Origin of the sequence: Caballeronia temeraria (assembly GCF_001544795.2) — a bacterium.
Lineage (GTDB): Bacteria > Pseudomonadota > Gammaproteobacteria > Burkholderiales > Burkholderiaceae > Caballeronia > Caballeronia temeraria.
This window is the reverse complement of record NZ_FCOI02000009.1, coordinates 64,134-82,948: the sequence shown is the minus strand read 5'-3', so window position 1 is coordinate 82,948 and position 18,815 is coordinate 64,134. Positions and strand designations below refer to the sequence as shown.

13 protein-coding genes are annotated in these 18,815 nt (G+C 65.2%); 6 read left to right on the top strand and 7 right to left on the bottom strand.

Annotated elements, in window-relative coordinates; genetic code table 11:
- Positions 1 to 60: 60 nt before the first annotated feature.
- Both AWB76_RS15310 and AWB76_RS15305 read right to left on the bottom strand, forming a co-directional pair.
- On the bottom strand, positions 61 to 1,290 hold the full coding sequence (locus AWB76_RS15310; protein ID WP_061161123.1) for a sensor histidine kinase: 1,230 nt from the start codon (positions 1,288 to 1,290) through the stop codon (positions 61 to 63).
- Positions 1,291 to 1,481: 191 nt separating this feature from the next.
- Positions 1,482 to 2,402 (bottom strand): LysR family transcriptional regulator, encoded by a 921-nt coding sequence (locus tag AWB76_RS15305; protein WP_061160977.1) that lies wholly within the window; start codon positions 2,400 to 2,402, stop codon positions 1,482 to 1,484.
- 102 nt (positions 2,403 to 2,504) lie between these two features.
- On the opposite strand from AWB76_RS15305, the gene tam reads away from it, so the two are divergent.
- Positions 2,505 to 3,284 (top strand): trans-aconitate 2-methyltransferase, encoded by a 780-nt coding sequence (tam, locus tag AWB76_RS15300; RefSeq protein WP_061160976.1) that lies wholly within the window; start codon positions 2,505 to 2,507, stop codon positions 3,282 to 3,284.
- A 3-nt stretch (positions 3,285 to 3,287) separates the two neighbouring features.
- On the opposite strand, the gene AWB76_RS15295 is transcribed toward tam, so the two are convergent.
- A complete protein-coding gene (locus AWB76_RS15295) occupies positions 3,288 to 4,223 on the bottom strand; it encodes a LysR family transcriptional regulator (protein WP_061160975.1) in 936 nt (311 codons plus the stop codon).
- A 164-nt stretch (positions 4,224 to 4,387) separates the two neighbouring features.
- Between AWB76_RS15295 and AWB76_RS15290 the strand changes: the two genes are divergently transcribed.
- The 3 genes from AWB76_RS15290 to AWB76_RS15275 all read left to right on the top strand — a co-directional run bounded on the left by AWB76_RS15290 (position 4,388) and on the right by AWB76_RS15275 (position 9,899).
- The gene (locus AWB76_RS15290) at positions 4,388 to 5,971 is read left to right on the top strand and encodes an aldehyde dehydrogenase (NADP(+)) (RefSeq protein ID WP_061160974.1); all 1,584 of its coding nucleotides are present in this window, start codon (positions 4,388 to 4,390) and stop codon (positions 5,969 to 5,971) included.
- A 691-nt stretch (positions 5,972 to 6,662) separates the two neighbouring features.
- Positions 6,663 to 8,564, top strand: a complete 1,902-nt coding sequence (locus AWB76_RS15280; protein ID WP_061160972.1) for a zinc ribbon domain-containing protein — start codon at positions 6,663 to 6,665, stop codon at positions 8,562 to 8,564.
- Positions 8,565 to 8,759: 195 nt separating this feature from the next.
- Positions 8,760 to 9,899, top strand: a complete 1,140-nt coding sequence (locus tag AWB76_RS15275) for a TAXI family TRAP transporter solute-binding subunit (protein ID WP_082864449.1) — start codon at positions 8,760 to 8,762, stop codon at positions 9,897 to 9,899.
- Positions 9,900 to 9,909: 10 nt separating this feature from the next.
- Here AWB76_RS15275 and pdxR read toward each other — a convergent pair whose 3' ends face one another.
- Genes pdxR through AWB76_RS15260 form a run of 3 tightly spaced genes read right to left on the bottom strand, consistent with a single transcriptional unit; the run spans position 9,910 to position 13,130 of the window.
- Positions 9,910 to 11,361, bottom strand: coding sequence for a MocR-like pyridoxine biosynthesis transcription factor PdxR (gene pdxR, locus AWB76_RS15270; RefSeq protein ID WP_061160971.1), 1,452 nt, complete (start codon positions 11,359 to 11,361; stop codon positions 9,910 to 9,912).
- 48 nt (positions 11,362 to 11,409) lie between these two features.
- Complete coding sequence (locus AWB76_RS15265) at positions 11,410 to 11,682, bottom strand: helix-turn-helix domain-containing protein (RefSeq protein ID WP_061160970.1); 273 nt, start codon at positions 11,680 to 11,682, stop codon at positions 11,410 to 11,412.
- Positions 11,679 to 13,130, bottom strand: a complete 1,452-nt coding sequence (locus tag AWB76_RS15260; protein ID WP_061160969.1) for an aminotransferase-like domain-containing protein — start codon at positions 13,128 to 13,130, stop codon at positions 11,679 to 11,681. The genes AWB76_RS15265 and AWB76_RS15260 overlap by 4 nt, the downstream gene beginning before the upstream one ends.
- Before the next feature lie 150 nt (positions 13,131 to 13,280).
- On the opposite strand from AWB76_RS15260, the gene AWB76_RS15255 reads away from it, so the two are divergent.
- Positions 13,281 to 15,596, top strand: coding sequence for an FdhF/YdeP family oxidoreductase (locus AWB76_RS15255; RefSeq protein ID WP_061160968.1), 2,316 nt, complete (start codon positions 13,281 to 13,283; stop codon positions 15,594 to 15,596).
- Between the two features lie 116 nt (positions 15,597 to 15,712).
- Complete coding sequence (locus AWB76_RS15250; protein ID WP_157696131.1) at positions 15,713 to 15,916, top strand: hypothetical protein; 204 nt, start codon at positions 15,713 to 15,715, stop codon at positions 15,914 to 15,916.
- 142 nt (positions 15,917 to 16,058) lie between these two features.
- Here AWB76_RS15250 and AWB76_RS15245 read toward each other — a convergent pair whose 3' ends face one another.
- Positions 16,059 to 18,797, bottom strand: a complete 2,739-nt coding sequence (locus tag AWB76_RS15245; protein ID WP_061160966.1) for an MGH1-like glycoside hydrolase domain-containing protein — start codon at positions 18,795 to 18,797, stop codon at positions 16,059 to 16,061.
- Between the last annotated feature and the right edge of the window lie 18 nt (positions 18,798 to 18,815).

Here is an 18,815-nt window from a genome sequence, read left to right as displayed (position 1 = left end):
GTCAATCAGGCGTCGTAGTGACCGGAAGGCGAACGGGGCGACCCGTTCGCTTTTTTTTGTTCATTGCCCTTCGGCGGCCTTCGGTTCGAGCACCAGCGGGAACGTCACTTCGAACACGCTGCCGTGTCCCTTCGACGACTGGAACCGCAACTCGCCGCCCAGCGTCCGCGACAATTCCTTGACGATGGCAAGCCCGAGCCCCGCGCCGGGAATGTCGTCATCGGCAGCGCGCTCGAATTCTTCGAACACGCGCTCCTGGTCCGCCGCGCTGATGCCCACGCCGGTATCAGCGACGAGCAGCTTCCAGCGATCGCCCGGCACCGTGGCGATCGACAGCAGAATTTCGCCCGACGACGTGTACTTGATCGCATTCGACAGCAGATTCAGCGCGACCTGCTTCACCTTCAGCCGGTTCGACGTCACCGCGCCGAGCCCGGGATCGAGATGGCCGACGAGCTTCAGACCTTTCGATTCCGTCGAGACGCGGCACGCCTGCATCAGTTCGTCGAAGAGACCGAGGATATCGAACGGTTCGACGATCAGCACCGAATCGTCGCCGAGCACTTTCGAGTACTCGACCATTTCATCGACGAGCGTGGCCATGTCGGCCACCTGCCGGCTCGCGAGACCGAGCGCCGTCTCACGCTTCGCGGCCGAACGCGTGGCGAGTTGCAGCGCTGTCGAGAACACGTTGAGGAAGTTGCGCAGATCGTGCGCGACGCGCCGCGTGATCTGCATGCGCGTTTCGTACAGATCGCTGATGAGCTTCTGCCGCAACGTCAGCTCGTAATTCGCGCGCTCCAGCATGCCGGTGTATTCGTCGATCTTGCGATCGCGCTCGCCGATCGCCTCGCGGATCGACGCGAGCGTGACGAAGCTCACCACTTCATCGGTCATGAGGCGTGCGTGCTCTTCGTCCTCACGCGAAAAATCCGCGTGCGCGCCCGCGTACTCGCCGATGGCAAGCAGCAGCACCTGACGGAACAGATCGAGCTCGCGCACCAGTTCATCGACGCGATAACCCTGCTGCCAGCGCCATTGCCCGTGCTGACGCGCGTCGCGCTCGATCGCGCCTTCCTGGTCGCGCAGATTGCGCGATTCCAGCACGATGCAGATTTCGTCGAAGATGCTCGGCAGATGGTCGGCGAGTTGCCGGTAGGTGAGCTGGTCCGAATGTTCGACTTCCTGATCGCCGAACACGAGCTTCATCCACCGCTCGGTGAGCGCGTCTTGCTGGCCGCGCAATGCGGCCACGAGACCCTTCAAGCCGCCGACTGACGTGTCGCCCATCTGCGAATCCCCGAGTGCTGAAGGCGCCGGCGCGCGGCGCGCATGGTGATCGTAATATGCAGTCGAAATCAATTCCCGGTGTCACCCGGAACCGCCCGCGAATGCTTCGCCAGTATAGGCGGGATGCCTTCGTCGAAGGCGCATTCCCGAGTTTTCTCTTGAAGTTTCCGAGACTTTCCCCCGAAAACGCGCTAGTCCGCTGGATTCAGTATTTCCTTCACATTGCCGTCGCGCGAATTCGCGAGCATCGTGTAAAGCGCCTGAGCCGCGGGCGACAGCGACGCCGATTTGCGCGTCACGAGCACAAGCGAGCGCGTGATCGCCGGTTCGACGAGTTCGATCGCGCGCACGGTCGGATACGCGTCCTTCTGGATCGCCAGCGCTGGCACGACCGCGGCCCCGACGCGCTGGGCGACGAGTCCGAGCGCCGTCGAACTGCGCTGCACTTCGTAGAACGAATGCAGTTCGATGCCGCTGCCGTCCAGCGCGGCATCGATCAGCGCGCGGTTGCCGCTGATATCGCCGGCGAGGATCAGCGGATAGTCCGACAGCGCGCGCCACGCAATGCGCCTGCGCCGCGCGAGCGGATGATCGCGATGACAAACGAGCACGTAGCTGTCCGCAACGAGCGGCTCGGTCTGCAGATCCGGATGATGCTCGCCCGCGATCTTGATGCCGAACTCCACTTCCCGATGCAGCACGGCCTGCGCAACCGCCGACGACGCGTGATCCAGAATCCGGATGCGGTTGTGCGGATAGCGCGCGGCGTACGCCCGCAACACGCGCGGCAGATATTGCACGCCGACGGTCGGCACGCACGCGATCGACACATCGCCGCGTTGCGCCATGCCCGTCTCGCGGATTTCGATCAGCGCGGCAGACAATTCGGCGAGCAGACGCCGCGCCTGTGGCAAGAAAATGCGTCCCGTTTCGGTGAGATTCATGGAGCGCGTCGTGCGCTCGATCAGCGGCACGCCGAGATACTCCTCGAGCTTCTGCAAACGCTGCGTAATCGCGGTCTGCGTGATATTGAGGCGCTCGGCCGCGCCTCTGAAGCTACCCTGATCGGCGATGGCGACGAACGCCTGCACGCCCAGCGTGTCGATTTTCATAAGAAAAACCAAATAATCCGCAGCATAAATTCGTTTTACGCGGGGCAACGGCCGGGTTCAGAATCGCGGCTGTCCTGATCACACGCAACGAACGGAGCACGTATGACGACATCATCGGCTGACTGGCAAGCCCGCCAATATTCGCTGTTCGAGGAAGAGCGCACGCGCCCGGTCCGAGATCTTCTGAACGCGACGAACGCAGCCGCCGCGCACACGGCGGTCGATCTGGGCTGCGGCCCCGGCAACTCGACCGAAACGCTGACCGCGCATGCGCCGCACGCGCGCGTGATCGGCATCGACAATTCGAGCGACATGATCGACGCAGCCAGGAAGCGTCTCGCGCAAGTCGAATTCGCGCTCGCCGATATTTCCGCGTGGCGCGCCGATGGACCGTTCGACCTGATCCTCGCGAACGCCGCGCTGCAGTGGGTGCCCGATCACGAGACGCTGTTCCCGTCGCTCGTCAGCAAGCTCTCGGACGGCGGGCAGCTCGCCGTGCAGATGCCCGACAATCTCGACGAGCCCGCGCACCGGCTGATGCGCGAAGCCGCCGCCGACGGCCCGTGGCGCGACAAACTGAAAGGCGCGGAGCGGACGACGCGTTTTCGGGCGGACTGGTATTACGCGATGCTCAAGCCGCTGTGCGCGCGCGTCGACGTGTGGCGCACCACGTACCATCATCCGCTGGCGGGCGGCGTCGATGCGCTCATCGAATGGTTCAAGGGCACGGGGCTGCGGCCGTTCCTCGCGAGGCTCGACGCACAGGAAACGACCGCGTTTCTCGACCGCTATCGCCAAGGCCTGAAAACCGCATACCCGGTTTTCGACGACGGCAGCGTGCTCCTGCCCTTCCCGCGACTTTTCATCGTCGCGACGCGCTGACGTTCAATGCGGGCGGCTCTGTTCGCGCAGCATCTGCACGAACTGCCGCGCCGCCGGCGACAACTCGCCGCCCTTGCGCGTGACGATGCCGTATGTCTGCGATTTCGACTTCATGCGCACCGGCAGAATCCGCAGCATGCCGTGGCGCTCGAACACCTTCGCGACGCTCGCCGGGAGAATCGACACGAGTTCCGCGCTTTCCTGCAGCAGCGTCACCGTCATGAGCGGCGAGGCGGTGGAAATGGGATTGGAGGGCATCGGCAGTCCGGCGAGATCGAGTTCGCGTTCGAGCAGCGCGCTCATCGGCATGTAGCTCGGATAGGTGACCCAGCGGTAACGGGCGAGATCCGCGAAACCGACTTGGCGCTCGCCCGTGCGCTCGTGCCCCTGACCGACGACGATGCACAGCGGCTCGTCCGCGAGCGGCTGATAGTGATATTTCGTCGGCTGATCGGACACGCTCGAGCGGCCGATCACGAGATCGACGCGGCCGTCGTCGAGCATCGGCAGCATGCGCGCGCTCGTATCCTCGACGATTTCGATGGCCAGATCCGGATGCTTCGCGTGCATGTCGTTGACGATCGGCGCGACGACGCCGGGCACCGCGCCCATGATCGTGCCGACGGTCAACCGCCCGCCCGTGCCCGCGCGAATCTGCGCGACTTCCTGACAGAGCGCATTCAGATCGGCGGCCAGAACGCGCGCGTAACGCACCACGCAGCGGCCGAACGGATTCGGAATCAGCCCGCTTTTCGCGCGCTCGAACAGCGGCGCTTCCAGCATGGATTCAAGTTCGGCGAGCGCCTTGCTCGCCGCGGATTGTGTCATCGCCATCGCGCTCGACGCCTTGTGCAGCGATTTGTGGTCGTCCAGTGCGATCAGCAATTGCAACTGCTTCATGCGCAGCCGCGACATCAATACATCGAGCGTGTTCTTCATCCTTCGGCCTGCGGGAGGGCGGGTGATTCCAAAAAGCGATCAAGCGATGGAAAGGTTTCACTATACAGGCGCCCGCGCGAGGCCGTATAGTCGGGCATGATGCAGTCATCGTACAACCTGTACGCGCGGCTGCCGCGAATCACTCCAAGCAAGGACGAGACATCATGCAACTCACTGGCAACCTGCTCATCGGTCAGGAATCGGTCTTCGGCTCGAACGGCTCGATCAAGGCCGTCAACGCGTCGACCGGCGCGGCCATCGAACCGGCTTTCGGCGGCGCGACGCTCGCCGACCTCGACCGCGCCTGCGCCCTCGCGTGGGCCGCGTTCGACGTCTATCGCGAAACCGCGCCCGAAGCGCGCGCGAAGTTCCTCGAAACGATCGCGCAGAATATTCTCGATATCGGCGATGACCTGATCGAGCGCTGCATGATCGAAAGCGGCCTGCCGCGCGCGCGTCTCGAAGGCGAGCGCGGCCGTACGGTCGGCCAGCTGCGCATGTTTGCTGATGTCGTCCGCAACGGCGACTTCCTCGGCGTGCGCATCGATCCGGCGCAACCCGAGCGCAAGCCGCTGCCGCGCGTCGATCTGCGTCTGCGCCATATCGGCGTCGGCCCGGTCGCCGTGTTCGGCGCGAGCAACTTCCCGCTCGCATTCTCGGTGGCCGGCGGCGACACGGCTTCGGCGCTCGCCGCGGGCTGCCCGGTCATCGTCAAGGCGCACTCGGCGCATCCGGGCACGGCGGAACTCGTCGGCCGCGCGGTGCAGAAGGCCGTGAAGGACTGCGGCCTGCCGGAAGGCACGTTCTCGCTGCTGTTCGACAGCGGCCGCGACGTCGGCCAGGGTCTCGTGGCGGACAACCGCATCAAGGCGGCGGGCTTCACCGGTTCGCGCGGCGGCGGCACGGCGCTCATGAAGATCGCGGCAGCGCGCACCGAACCGATTCCCGTCTACGCGGAAATGAGCAGCATCAACCCGGTTCTGCTGTTCCCGAACGCACTCAAGAATCGCGGCGAAGCCATCGCCAAGGCGTTCGTTTCGTCGCTCGTGCTCGGCGCCGGCCAGTTCTGCACGAATCCGGGTCTCGTGCTCGCCGTCGACGGTCCGGATCTCGACGCGTTCATCGCGGCGGCATCGGCTGCATTGCAGGAAACGGCCGCGCAGACCATGCTCACGCCGGGCATCTGCAAGACATACCAAGGCGCCGTGTCGCGTGCCGCCGAACACGCCAACGTGACGACCGCCGCGCGCGGCGTCGAGGCGAAGGGCGACAATCAGGGCCAGTCGGCGCTGTTCGTCACCACTGCCGACGCTTTCCGCAACAGCCACGCGCTCCAGGAAGAGATTTTCGGCGCGTCGTCGCTCGTCGTGCGCTGCCCGGATCTCGCGACGATGCTCGAGCTCGTCGAATCGCTGGAAGGCCAGTTGACGTCGGCGCTGCACATCGACGAAGCGGATTACGCCGATGCCAAGCGCGTCCTGCCCGCGCTCGAGCGCCGCACGGGCCGTCTGCTGGTGAACGGCTTCGGCACGGGCGTGGAAGTCGGTCACGCGATGGTGCACGGCGGCCCGTTCCCGTCGACGGCGGATGGCCGCTCGACGTCGGTCGGCAGCCTCGCGATCAACCGCTTCCTGCGTCCGGTGAGCTATCAGGATCTGCCTGACGCGCTGTTGCCCGACGCGCTCAAGACGGCCAATCCGCTCGGGCTGAACCGCCGTATCGACGGCAAGCTGCACCTGGCCGAGTAAGGCCGCCTGTCAGGCCGATGAAGGCCGCGGCGCGACGTTCGCGCCGCGGCCTTTTTGTACTTGGCGACATCGCCCGAAACACGAAAGCCGTTCGTTTCGGACAATGCTTCGGAATCCGTATCAATCTCGCGAAAATTGCCGAAGATCGCGGCCAATCCGCGTTTAAGCGCCCCGCGTGGGCGCGTTACAACGCTTCATGACACGCGCGAATCGCTTTGACATCAGTGGCTTATCCGGCGGTCGCGCGCCCTTGTCGTTTAACGGCTAAGGATTGGCGGTTCAAAACCGCCGGCGCGATCCCAAAATGTCAGAAATATTGTGAGCGAGAGAAGCGAAGCGCTCTGCGCGAGCCGATCCGGCGTTGTACGTGCATCGATCCGACGCTTTCACATCGATATCAGGGCCATGCGCCGGACGCTTCGGTCCAGACGCCAAACGAGGCGCGGCGAAACACAATGGTGTAGTCGCTTAAACTGTCGGCCCGGACTAGGTGCGAAAGGCAATTGACGTCCGATAGTGGTTGAACCATAGTCGGAATGTCGTTTTCCGCAGGCGCACGCCGCGCGGGAACAGAATACGAAGGATTGCTGCCGCGGGACTACGTTCCCGCGACCAGGCGCGACGACTCGGCGCGCATTGGCGGCCACGCGATTTTGGCAACCTCACGCACATGTCCTTCGAGGGCTCCAGCATGACCACGCGTCTGACGTTTCCCGCATCCATGTTCTCCGTCGTCTGCCAGCGGTGCGGCAGCACGGTGCGCAAAAACGCCGACAGCTGCCCCAATTGCGGCGCCGACCGCAGCGCCGCGTTCGGCCACGCGCGCGAGGCCGCGCCGGGCAAGTCCCGCGCGAACGTTTTCGAAAAGGCTGCTTCGGCGCCGCTCGCCTCGGCGGCGGCGTCCGCATCGGGTGCTTCGGCATCGATCGGCTCCGGCGACGACGAGCGCGTCGAGCCGGGCATGCGCTCGCGCTGGACGGAGCGCGCAAGCGAGCGCATCGCGCAGAAGGCGGCGGAATATCGTGCGCGCCGCGCCGAGGAATCCGCGCGCAACGCCTATGCCGATTCCAGCAACGATTCCGACGCCTTGCCCTCCGAACGCTGGAACACGAAGAAAACCGTCATTGCGGGCGCATGCGGTCTCGCCTTGGTGCTCGGCGCGATGTTCTATTACCAGCTCGGCGATTCCGATGGCGGCTCCGGCAGCACGCCATCCGCCGATCACAGTGTTTCGGGCGTCATCGATTCCAAGGTCGGCGCGCTCATGCGCGGCGCAACCGATACCCCCGCGCCGGCCGATATCCGCGCGCCCGCATCCGGCAACGGGCTGCAGGACGTGCGCGCCGCGTTGAATCAGCACGATCTCGCGACGGCCCGCGCGCGGCTCAAGGTACTTCCCGCGCAGCAACAGGCGCGGGCGGAATACGAAGCGCTGAAGGACGAGCTCGTCAAGCGCGAGGCGCAACGCGACGCCGCGCTGCAACTCGCGCGTGCGTGCGAGCGGACCTCCGCATGGGCCTGCGTGCAGCAGAACGCAGGCGAGGCGCTCGCGCTCGACGGCAGCAACATGGAGTCGCAAGTGATGCTCGAACGCGTGATCGCGCACGCGGGCTGGCTCGCGCCAACGGCAGAAGCCGCGCTCGCCAAACGGATGCCGGGCACGGCGCCCGCCGCGGACGTGGCGAATACGCCGGATACGACGAACACGGCGGCGACCGCGCAGCCGAGAGCCGGCGCGGCCGCACCCATTCAGCCGCCCGCTCAGGCAAACGTTGCAGCGGGCGCGAGGCCGAATATGTTCGCTCAGAAGCCGGCACAGGACCGGCGCACCACGCAGCGCAGTGCCGCGGCCGCGCGTCAGGCCGACGACGAAGCCGCGTACGAATCGCGTGCAGAAAAGATCGCGCGCGGCCAGGCGGCGACCGCCGCGATCACCGCGACGACGATCACGCCGCCGCCGGCCGCTCCTGCCATCGCCACGACGATGACGAAGCCCGCGCCCGCACCGCAAACGACGACGCAAGCGGCGGCGCCCGCGCCGTCCCAGCCGGCCGCCGCCGCCAAACCCGCTCCGGCGCCCGTCACGCAGGCGGCGCGCGCGCCCTACTATATCGGCGACGAAGACGCGCAGCCTTCCGCCGCGCCCAGCACGCGGGCCGCGAACCCGCGCGCGCCCTACTATCTCGGCGACGAGCCGCCGCAGCAGGCCGCCCGTCCGGCCAATCCGCGCGGCGCGTACTACCTTGGCGAAGATCCGCCGCAGCCGCAGGCACAGGCGCCGGCCACGCGCACACCCGTGCCGCGCCCGCCGCAATCCGGCAGCAGTCAGAGCAGCGCGTTGCCGCCCTCGACGGCCACGATGCAGGCAGCCGTGCCACGTCCGCCCGCCGCCGCCGTGGCGCAACCGGTCGCGCAGACGAACGTCGCGACGCGCAGCACGCAGGCGACTGCCAGCACGGGCGCGTCGCCCCAGTTCGCCAACATGCCGGCAGGCTCGCATCTCGACTCCGACAAGTCCGAGGAACTCGAGCGCGCCATCAAGCAATACGGCTGGAGCGGCGGCGATTCGGCTTCGAAGCCGCCGTCGCGCTGAAAAAACCTATAAGAACGACGCAAGTACAAGAACACGCAGAGACAACAACGACGCACGGCAAGCACGCGCCACGCACCTTCGCGTTTTGAGCGGCGTGCCAGTCAGCGGCCATGAGCAGATTGCGCGCGACGCGGAGCGTTTTCCGCAATGCGCGAGTTTCAAAAGCACCCGTCCAACTCAGACTAAGGGTCAATCATGTTCACCACGAAATACATGCGCAACGCCGCACGGGGCGCGCTGACGCTTCTCGCCATCGCGGGGCTGATCGGAGCGGGATCGAGCTTCGCCGCCGATCCGATTCCCTACAAGATCACGACGGGCCAGGAGCGCGGCACGTATATCCAGATCGGGCAGGACTTGTCGAAGTACGTGGCCGAGCCGGCCGGCATCGAACTGGAAGTGCTGCCGTCGAAGGGATCGGCGGAGAACGTGCAGCGCATGCGCTACGAGCCCGGCGTGAAGTTCGCGCTGGTGCAATCGGACGTGTATCAGGCGTACATGGACATGGCGACCTCGGGCAACGCCGATGCGGGCAAGATCATCAAGCCGCTGCGGCTCATCATGCCGCTCTACGACGAAGAGATTTACTTCGTCACGCGCGCCGATTCGCCGATGAAATACATCCACGAGATCAAGGGCAAGAACATCAGCGTCGGGCCGATCGGCAGCGGCACGGCGCAATCGGCGGAGACGCTGTACCGGCTGATGTTCGGCGAGCCGATCGCCGATGCCAGCGAGCAGCACCTCAACAACGAGGATTCGCTCGCGCGGCTGATCGTCGGCAAGATCGACGTGGCCGTGATCGTCGCGGGACAGCCGGCGAAGCTCTTTCAGGACATGAATCCCGAGCTGCTGAAGCAGATCAAGCTGCTGCGCCTCGATCCGAATGCGCAGGAAACCGCGCGCGCGAAGCAGACCTACTTTCCGGCGACGATCCGCACGACGAGCTATCCGAACTGGATTCAGGAAGACACGCCGACGCTCACCGTGAAAGCGTTTCTCGTGACCTACGATTACGGCTTGCGCGGCACGGTCGGCGCGCTGTCGAAGTTCGCCGATTCGCTGTGTACGAACTTCGACACGCTGCAGGCGCAGGGCCATCCGAAGTGGAAGCAGGTGCATCTCGAACTGCCGCCGCTCACGAAGGGCTGGAAATACTATCCGCCGATGGAAAAGCACTTGCGCGCGTGCATCGCGCAGCGCACGGCGGCGGCCGAGCAGTCGCAGAATCCGGCGCGCAAGGTCGCCGCGCGTGATCCGGACGCGGCCGCGCAGAAGCCGAAGAAAGCGGCGTGCTCCGCGCAGGAAAAGCTGCTGCTCCTGTGCGATCAGTGATGCCGCGAATCTAGCGGACGAGCGTCGGCATGAGCGCGGCGAGGCGTGTCGCGCCGCGCTCGATGGCATCGGCATTCGTCCCGCCGTAGCCAAGCAGCACGCCCTGCTGCGCCGGCTCGCCCGCATAGAACGCGCGAATCCCATACAGCCCGACCGATGCCGCGCGCGCCGCCGCGACGACTTCGTCTTCCCGCAGCGAACCGGCGAGCCGCGCGACGAGATGGATGCCGGCCGTCGCGGGCAGCGGCTCGAACCAGGGCGCGAGCGCGCCTCGCAGACGCTCGATCAACAGCGCGCGGCGTTCGGCGTAGGCCTTGTGCATGCGGCGCAGATGCTTCGCGTACTCGCCATCGAGCATGAACGCGCCGAGCGCCGCTTGCGTCAGCATGCAACTGTGCCAGTCGCAAATCTGCTTCGCGTTCCAGAGCGGCTTGGAGAGCGTCGCGGGCGGCACGACGTAGCCGAGCCGCAGATCGGGAAAAACCGTCTTCGAGAACGTGCCGACATACGCGACGAGCCCCGCGCGATCCAGACTTTTCAGCGATTCGACCGGCCGTCCTTCGAAGCGGAATTCGCCGTCGTAGTCGTCCTCGACGATCACCGCGCCGCGCTTCGCCGCCCATTCGAGCAGTTCGACGCGCCTATCGAGGCTCATCGGCATGCCGAGCGGAAACTGGTGCGACGGTGTCACGTACACGAGCCGCGTGTTGCGCGGCAGCTTCTTCACCACGATACCCTCGCCATCGACCGGCACATGCGCGATGCGCGCCCCGAGCGCCGCGAACAGCGCCCGCGCGGGCGGATAACCCGGCTCTTCGACCGCGACGACATCGCCCGGCTGGATCGTGACGCGCGCGAGCAGGTCGAGCGCCTGTTGCGCGCCCTGCGTCACGATCACGTCCTGCCAGTTGCACACGACGGCGCGGCTGAACGCGAGATAGCGCGCGATGCCGAGCCGCAACGCCTGCTCGCCGCCCGGATCGCGATAGCCCGCGACGCCGCCATCCGCGCGCGCCTGCGTGCGCAGCGCCTGATTCAGACAGCGACGCCACGCGTCATAGGGAAAGAGCGATTTGTCGGTGACGCCGCCACGGAAGTCGCAGTCGAGCGTTTCGTGGGCGGGCGGCATCGGCATGGCCATGCGCTCGGGCATCTTGCGCCAGATGCCGGTGGCGCGAGCGCGGGCTGAAACCGGCTCGGCGCGTGCGGATGGCAGCCGCGTGAGGCCATCCGCGACGAACGTGCCGTCGCCCGTGCGCGTGCGCAGAAAACCTTCGGCGATGAGCCGCTCGAAGACATCGAGCGTGGTCTTGCGCGAGACGCCGAGCTGCGCGGCGAGATCGCGCGTGGACGGCAGACGCGCGTTCGCGGCGAGCCGCCCTTCGATGATGCCCGCGCGCAACTGGCCGTAGATCTGGCCGGTCAGGTCGCGGCGGCCGTGCAGGGTGATGTGGATGTCCAAGGTGTCGTGCCGGAAGTGGTTACCTCAGTATGACCACACTCGGCGCACTCAGGAAGCCGCTTCATCGTCGCCGAACACGCCACGGCAAAGCGCCGCGCCCTCCTCCGTCAACCACGCGCTGCCCGCGCCATCCTCGCCGACCCTCACCTCCACAAGCCCTGCGTCCTCGATCCCCGTCAATTGCCGCCGCAGCGTGCTCATCGGCAAGCCGGACTGTTTCGCCAGTTTCGCCAGCGACCACGCGCGCTCCGGCGTTTCGGTCCGCGCGCGCCAAAGCTGCGTCAGCACGGCGACGAGCGCCGGATCGATGTCATCGCTCATATGCGTTCTCCCATGTTCGTATCCTTGCCCGGACGCGCGCCGATCTCGCCGACGAGTTCGCCGAGCCGCTGCAACGCCGCCTCGCTCTGCGCGGTCCACGGATAACTGTAATTGAGCCGGATGAAGTGGCTGAACGCATTGCGCGTCGAGAACATGTAGCCCGGTCCGACCGTGATGCCGCTGTCGAGCGCGGCGCGATAAAGCCGCATCGAATCGACGCGCTCCGGCAGTTCCACCCACAGCACGTAACCGCCCTGCGGCGCCGAGGTGCGCGTGCCCGCCGGAAAGAAGCGCTCGACCATCGCGCTCATGATGCGCGACTGCTGCCGATACAGCTTGCGCACGCGTCGCAGATGCCGGTCGTAGCCGTCCTGCCGCAGATAATCCGCGATCGCGACCTGGGGCACCGATGGCGTCGTCAGCGTGTTGAGGAACTTGAGCTTTTCGACCTGCGCGCGGAATCGTCCCGGCATCGCCCAGCCGATCCGGTACGACGCCGTCAGACTCTTCGAAAACGATGCGCAATGCAGCACGAGCCCTTTCGTGTCGAAGTTCTTGAGCGTCGACGGCCGCGCATCGCCGTAATAGAGCTCGTGATAGACATCGTTTTCGATGACGGGAATCTCGTGCGCCGCCAGCAACTCGACGAGCTGACGCTTGCGCTCGTCCGGCATCTGAAAGCCGAGCGGATTCTGGAAGTTCGGCATCACCATGCACGCGGCGATCGTTTGTTGCCCGATGATCTGCGCCAAAGCCTCGATGTCGATGCCTTCCGCCGGATGCGTCGGCACCTCGATAGCGCGCATGCCGAGCCGCTCGATCGCGTGCAGCATCGCGTAATACGTCGGCGATTCGACCGCGACCGTGTCGCCCGGCTTCGCGACCGCTTGCAGGCTCAGATTGATCGCCTCGGTCGCGCCGACAGTGATGACGATCTCCTCCGGATCGACCGGCACGCCGTTTTCCGCGTAACGCCGCGCGATCTGGCGGATCAGCTGCGGATTGCCGGGCGGCAGATCGTCGATGAGATTCCAGCTCGCTTGCCGCCGCGCGATCGCGTTCGCGTACTGGTTAATGCGCCGCCACGGAAACGGCTCGGGATCGGGATACGGCGAGCCGAACGGCACGGCATCGTGGGCGCGGATGCTGCGCAACGTCGAGAGCACGAGGCGGCTCACATCGACTTCCAATGCCGTCGCGATCACGCGCTTCGGCTGGCTGTGCGCCGCGCCCGCCTGCGGCTTCGCGCGCACGAAATAGCCGGACTGCGGACGCGTCTCGAGAATGCCACGGCTTTCGAGAATCGCATACGCGTGCAGCACCGTCTTGATGCTCACGCCGTGCTGCTGACTCGCCTGCCGCACCGACGCGATTTTCTCGCCCGCCGCGAACACGCCGCGCCGCACGGCTTCCTCGATTTCATCGGCGAGTTTCTCGTAGAGCTTCAAGTGAGTGGCGTCCTTTAACCGCGATGCGCCCAGTCTAGGGCAAAACGTCGCAACTGTACCCCTTCTATTTCGCATTTTCTGTGTGCCGAACGCGTTTCGGAACACAGTACGCTTCGAACATCGCACGCTAATCGCCTCATCCGACACGCCATGTTCAAAAAGCCCGAAGAGCGCATCGAACCCTATACGCATCCCGCCGCCGGCTGGGGCGCGCTGAAGCAGGTCGCCATCAACCTCGTCAAGGAGAAGGTGGCGGGCGGCAACTACAGGACACTTTTCAAGCAGAATCAGCCCGATGGTTTCGATTGCCCCGGCTGCGCGTGGCCCGACCGCGAGCACGGCTCGACCTTCGAGTTCTGCGAAAACGGCGTAAAGGCCGTCGCCGCCGAAGCGACGAGCAAGCGCGTGACGCCCGCGTTCTTCGAGGAGCACACGGTGTCATCGCTGATGGCACAGACCGATTACGAGCTGGAGCAGCATGGCCGGCTCACCGATCCGCTCGTCTACGATGCGAAGCGCGACCGCTACGTGCCGATCGAATGGGACGATGCGTTCGAACTGATCGCCTCGCATCTGAAAAAACTCGACGATCCGGATCGCGCCGCGTTCTACACGTCGGGCCGCGCGAGCAACGAGGCCGCGTTTCTGTACCAGTTGTTCGTGCGGATGTACGGCACCAACAACTTCCCCGATTGCTCGAACATGTGCCACGAAGCAACGAGCCGCGGCCTGCCGCATACGGTCGGCATCGGCAAGGGCACCGTGACGCTCGACGACTTCGAGCACGCCGACACGCTGCTGCTCTTCGGCCAGAATCCGGCGACGAATCATCCGCGCATGCTCGGCGAGTTGCGCGAATGCGCGAAACGCGGCGCGACCATCGTGTCGATCAACCCGCTGAAGGAGCGCGGCCTCGAACGCTTCGCCAGCCCGCAGCACACGCTCGACATGCTGTCGCCGAAGGGCGTGAAAATCAGTTCGGTGTTCATCCGCCCGAAAGTCGGCGGCGACTTCGCGCTCCTCAAGGGCGTGGCGAAGCGCGTGATCGAACTGGACGATGCAGCGCTGGCAAACGGCGGCGAGCGCGTGCTCGACGTCGATTTCATCGCAGAGCACACGGCCGGCTTCGACGCTTTCGCCGACGATCTGCGCGCCGAAAGCTGGGACGCGATCATCGCGGAATCGGGTGTGGAAATGGACGATCTGCTGAAGCTCGCCGATATCTACGCGCAAGGCCGCGCCGTCATCTCGACGTGGGGCATGGGTCTCACGCAGCACAAAAACTCCGTGCCGACGATCCAGTTGCTCTCGAACCTGATGATGATGCGCGGGAATATCGGCCGGCGCGGCGCGGGTCTATGCCCGGTGCGCGGCCATTCGAACGTGCAGGGCGACCGCACGGTCGGCATCGAGGAAAAGCCGACGCAGGCTTTTCTCGACCGCCTCGGCGCGGCCTACGATTTCGAGCCGCCGCGCGAGCATGGCTACGACGTCGTCGAAACCATTCACGCGATGCTCGAAGGCAAGGTGAAGGTGTTCATCGGTCTGGGCGGGAATTTTTCGATCGCGACGCCCGACACGCCGCGCACCTGGGAAGCGATGCGCTCGTGCGACCTCACCGTGCACATCACGACGAAGCTCAATCGCAGCCATCTCGTGCATGGCCGCGACGCGCTCATTCTGCCGACGCTCGGCCGCACGGAAATCGATCTTCAGAACGGCGTGCCGCAAGGCGTGTCCGTCGAGGATTCGATGAGCATGGTGCACATCTCTTACGGCATGAACAAGCCGGCCTCGCCGAATCTGCTGTCGGAAGTGGCGATCGTCGCGCGCATGGCGCATGCGACGCTCGGCTCCGCCAAGGTGGACTGGCGCGCGCAGGCGGGCGACTACGCGTTGATCCGCGACGGCATCGAGAAAGTGCTCGATGGTTTCGAGCGCTACAACGAACGCCTGAAGCAGCCGGGCGGGTTCCATCTGGGCGTGGCCTCGCGCGACCGCGTCTGGAAGACGCCGAGCGGCAAGGCGCAATTCATCGTGCACCGGATCGCGGTCGATACGCCGATCCACCGAGCCCGCGCCATGCACGGCGAGCGCCTCATGACGCTCATGACGACGCGCTCGCACGATCAGTACAACACGACGATCTACGGCCTCGACGATCGTTATCGCGGCGTGTACGGGCAACGGCACGTGCTGTTCGCGAACCGCGAAGATATCGACATGCTCGGTTTCGAGCCGGGCGAACTCGTGGACATCACGAGCGTATGGGACGACGGCGTGGAGCGCCGCGTGGACGGATTCAAGCTGGTCGAGTACGACATTCCGCGCGGCTGCCTCGGTGCGTACTATCCGGAGACGAACCCGCTCGTGCCGTTGTCATCGGTTGCGGACGGCGCCGGTACGCCGACATCGAAGTCCATTCCTGTGTTGCTGTCGTCCTCCAGTCGCGCCATTGCCGGCTGAAACCGCTTCGCGAAGCAATGCCGCCCAGCGCGCGGCATCGCGCCCGCTCGCGCTGACGAATGCGCCGCTCGAGCGCGGCCGCGCCGCTGAACCGGCGGTCGATGAATGCGCCCAGCATGGTAAGGATCGCGGCCCACGCGATCAAACCGGCGGCGAAACTCTCGAACTGGCTGCTGGACCAGACGCCGCCCAGCATTGCGAGAGCGAAGACGAACATGACGATGGCGAACGGCGGGCAATGTTCGTGCTCGACGCGGGCACGGCCGCCGGCGCCCATGCCCATCTGGAAACCGCTCAAGGAATACGCGCTGATGGAGTGAGTCATGTTGTCCTCCAAACTGTCATGAGTTCGTGTTTGAACGAACTTACGCAGTTAGCGCCGCCAACAACACCAGATAATTCCGAACTATGGTTTAGGCGTTTCACTCTTGACTTTCGTGAAACGCCACCGCGCGCCACGCCTTACTTGGCCCCGGCGAACTCCTGAATATCGGCATCGGCTTCGCCCGCGAGCGGCACGACGCCGGACGGTCCCGTCGCATGCGGTTGCAGCAGCAGCGCGACCAGCCCGCTCCAGCCCGTCTGATGCGATGCGCCAACGCCGCGCCCGTTATCGCCGTGAAAATATTCGTGAAATAGCACGAGATCACGCGAACGCGGATCGGCCTGCAGCAGCGGATACGCCGCCATCACGGGACGCTCGCCGTTCTTGTCGAGCAGAAAGAGCGTAGTCACGCGGCGCGCGAGTTCGTCGGCGATCTGCGCGAGCGAGAACTTCTGCCCCGAGCCCGTCGGATATTCGACGCGGAAATCGTCGCCGTAATAGCGATGGAACTCGTAAATCGATTCGATCAGCAGATAGTTCACCGGCATCCACACCGGGCCGCGCCAGTTCGAATTGCCGCCGAACACGCGCGAGTCCGATTCCGCCGGAAGATAGCGGATGCCGAAGCTTTCGTTGTTGTGATAGAAGACGAACGGGTTATCGAGATGCACGCGCGACAGCGCACGCACGCCGTGATCGGAGAGGAATTCGCTTTCGTCGAGCATGCGCCTGAGCAACGCCTTCATGCGATGTCCGCGCAACAGCGACAGCAGCACGCTGTTGCCCTGACCCGAGACGTTCCAGCGCGACACGAGCCTCGAAAGATCCGTGCGATGTTCGAGGAACCAGTGCAGGCGCTCGCGCAACTCCGGCAGCGAGCGATACACCTTCGGCTCCAGCACGTGTACCGCGAAAAGCGGAATCAGCCCGACGATCGAGCGCACGCGCATCGGCACGTTGGTGCCATCGGGCAGGCGCAGCTTGTCGTAGAAGAACTCGTCCTCGCCGTCCCACAGGCCGGTATCGCAGTCGTCCTCGCAGCTCACCGCTTCCGCGATATACAGGAAGTGCTCGAAGAACTTCACGGCGATATCGACGAACACCTTGTTCGCGTACGCAAGTTCGAGCGCGATGCGCATCAGGTCGAGCGCATAGGCGGCCATCCACGCGGTGCCATCGGCCTGATCGATGTGGCCGCCCGTCGGCAGCGGCGACGAGCGGTCGAAGATGCCCACGTTGTCCAGCCCGAGAAAGCCGCCCTGGAAGATGTTCTTGCCGTCGGCGTCCTTGCGGTTGACCCACCACGAGAAGTTCAGCAGCAGCTTGTGGAACACGAGCTCGAGGAAATCGCGATCGCCCTTTCCGGTGATCGCCCGATCGATCTCGTAGACGCGCCACGTCGCCCACGCGTGCACGGGCGGATTGGCATCGCCGAAAGCCCATTCGTAGGCGGGCAACTGGCCGTTCGGATGCTGATAGCGGTCCTTCACGAGCAGCAGCAACTGGCGCTTGGCGAATTCCGGATCGATGAGCGCGAACGCGGCCGCATGAAAGGCCAGATCCCACGACGCGTACCACGGATATTCCCACTTGTCCGGCATCGACACGATGTCCGCGTTGCACAGATGCCGCCAGTCCGCATCGCGTCCGGAGCGCCGCTGCTTCGGCGGCTTCGGCTGGAGCGGATCGCCGTCGAGCCAGCGCGTCACGTCGAACTGATAGTACTGCTTCGACCACAACATGCCCGCGAGCGCCTGACGCTGCACGAGCCGCTGATCGGCATCGGCGATATCGTGTTGCAGCGCGCCGTAGAACTCGTCCGCTTCCGCGAGGCGGCGCGCGAAGAGTCCGTCGACGTCGAGCGGCACCGCGTCCGGCGCGGATTCGGGCCGCCAGCGCAGATACACCACGGCCTTGCTGCGCGGCGCCAGTTCGAGATGCGCATGCGCCGCGGCGCGCGTGCCTTTGTCGCGGCGGATCGCGTCTTCGTCGCCCTGAAGGATGTAATCGTTGAAGCCGTCCTTGAACGGCCCCGTGCCTTCCATGTGAAAAAGCCGCTTGACGTTGGTCTCGTTCTCGCAAAACAGCCATTCGATATTCGCGGCATCCGGCGACCACGCGGTGACGACCATCGGCTCATGGGCGCCTTGTTCGGCGAGTACGTAGGTGCCCTCGCCCTGCACCGTCTCCACCTTCAGCGACGGCTTCAGCGGCGTCGGCTTCCACGACCACGTATTGCGCGCCCAGATTTGCGGCAGCACGTCGAGCGCGGCCGACACCTCGCTGCGATTCTCGATTGTCACGCGCATCAGGATGTCGTCGGCCGTGTGCTTCGCGTATTCGACCTGAACGTCGAAGTAGCGCTCGTCGTCGAACACACCGGTGTCGAGCACTTCGTACTCGGGCATGTCGGCGCCGCGCCGCGCGTTTTCATCGACGAGATCGGCATACGGATACGCCGCATGCGGATACTTGTAGAGCATGCGCATGTAGGAATGCGTCGGCGTGCCGTCGATGTAGAAGTACAGCTCCTTCACGTCCTCGCCGTGATTGCCTTCCTGATTAGTCAGGCCGAAGAGCCGCTCCTTGATGATCGGATCGCGGCCGTTCCAGAGCGCGAGCGAGATGCACCAGTTGAGCTTGTCGTCGCCGAAGCCGGCTAGACCGTCCTCGCCCCAGCGATACGCGCGGCTGCGCGCATGATCGTGCGGAAAGTACTCCCACGCCGTGCCGAATTCGCTGTAGTCCTCGCGCACCGTGCCCCATTGCCGTTCGCTCAGATACGGTCCCCAGCGCTGCCAGCGCGAGCAGTCGGGCGAATGGAGCCTTTTGCCCTCGATGGTGTCGAGCTGGTTGACGGGGCGCGATTTCGACATGGGCGTCTCCTCGATGGC

What these genes read in the sequence shown, in the direction of transcription:
- AWB76_RS15310 (WP_061161123.1), bottom strand. Translation starts at nt 1,290, where the DNA reads ATGGGCGACACGTCAGTCGGCGGCTTGAAGGGTCTCGTGGCCGCATTG.
- AWB76_RS15305 (WP_061160977.1), bottom strand. Translation starts at nt 2,402, where the DNA reads ATGAAAATCGACACGCTGGGCGTGCAGGCGTTCGTCGCCATCGCCGAT.
- tam (WP_061160976.1), top strand. Translation starts at nt 2,505, where the DNA reads ATGACGACATCATCGGCTGACTGGCAAGCCCGCCAATATTCGCTGTTC.
- AWB76_RS15295 (WP_061160975.1), bottom strand. Translation starts at nt 4,223, where the DNA reads ATGAAGAACACGCTCGATGTATTGATGTCGCGGCTGCGCATGAAGCAG.
- AWB76_RS15290 (WP_061160974.1), top strand. Translation starts at nt 4,388, where the DNA reads ATGCAACTCACTGGCAACCTGCTCATCGGTCAGGAATCGGTCTTCGGC.
- AWB76_RS15280 (WP_061160972.1), top strand. Translation starts at nt 6,663, where the DNA reads ATGACCACGCGTCTGACGTTTCCCGCATCCATGTTCTCCGTCGTCTGC.
- AWB76_RS15275 (WP_082864449.1), top strand. Translation starts at nt 8,760, where the DNA reads ATGTTCACCACGAAATACATGCGCAACGCCGCACGGGGCGCGCTGACG.
- AWB76_RS15265 (WP_061160970.1), bottom strand. Translation starts at nt 11,682, where the DNA reads ATGAGCGATGACATCGATCCGGCGCTCGTCGCCGTGCTGACGCAGCTT.
- AWB76_RS15255 (WP_061160968.1), top strand. Translation starts at nt 13,281, where the DNA reads ATGTTCAAAAAGCCCGAAGAGCGCATCGAACCCTATACGCATCCCGCC.
- AWB76_RS15250 (WP_157696131.1), top strand. Translation starts at nt 15,713, where the DNA reads ATGGTAAGGATCGCGGCCCACGCGATCAAACCGGCGGCGAAACTCTCG.
- AWB76_RS15245 (WP_061160966.1), bottom strand. Translation starts at nt 18,797, where the DNA reads ATGTCGAAATCGCGCCCCGTCAACCAGCTCGACACCATCGAGGGCAAA.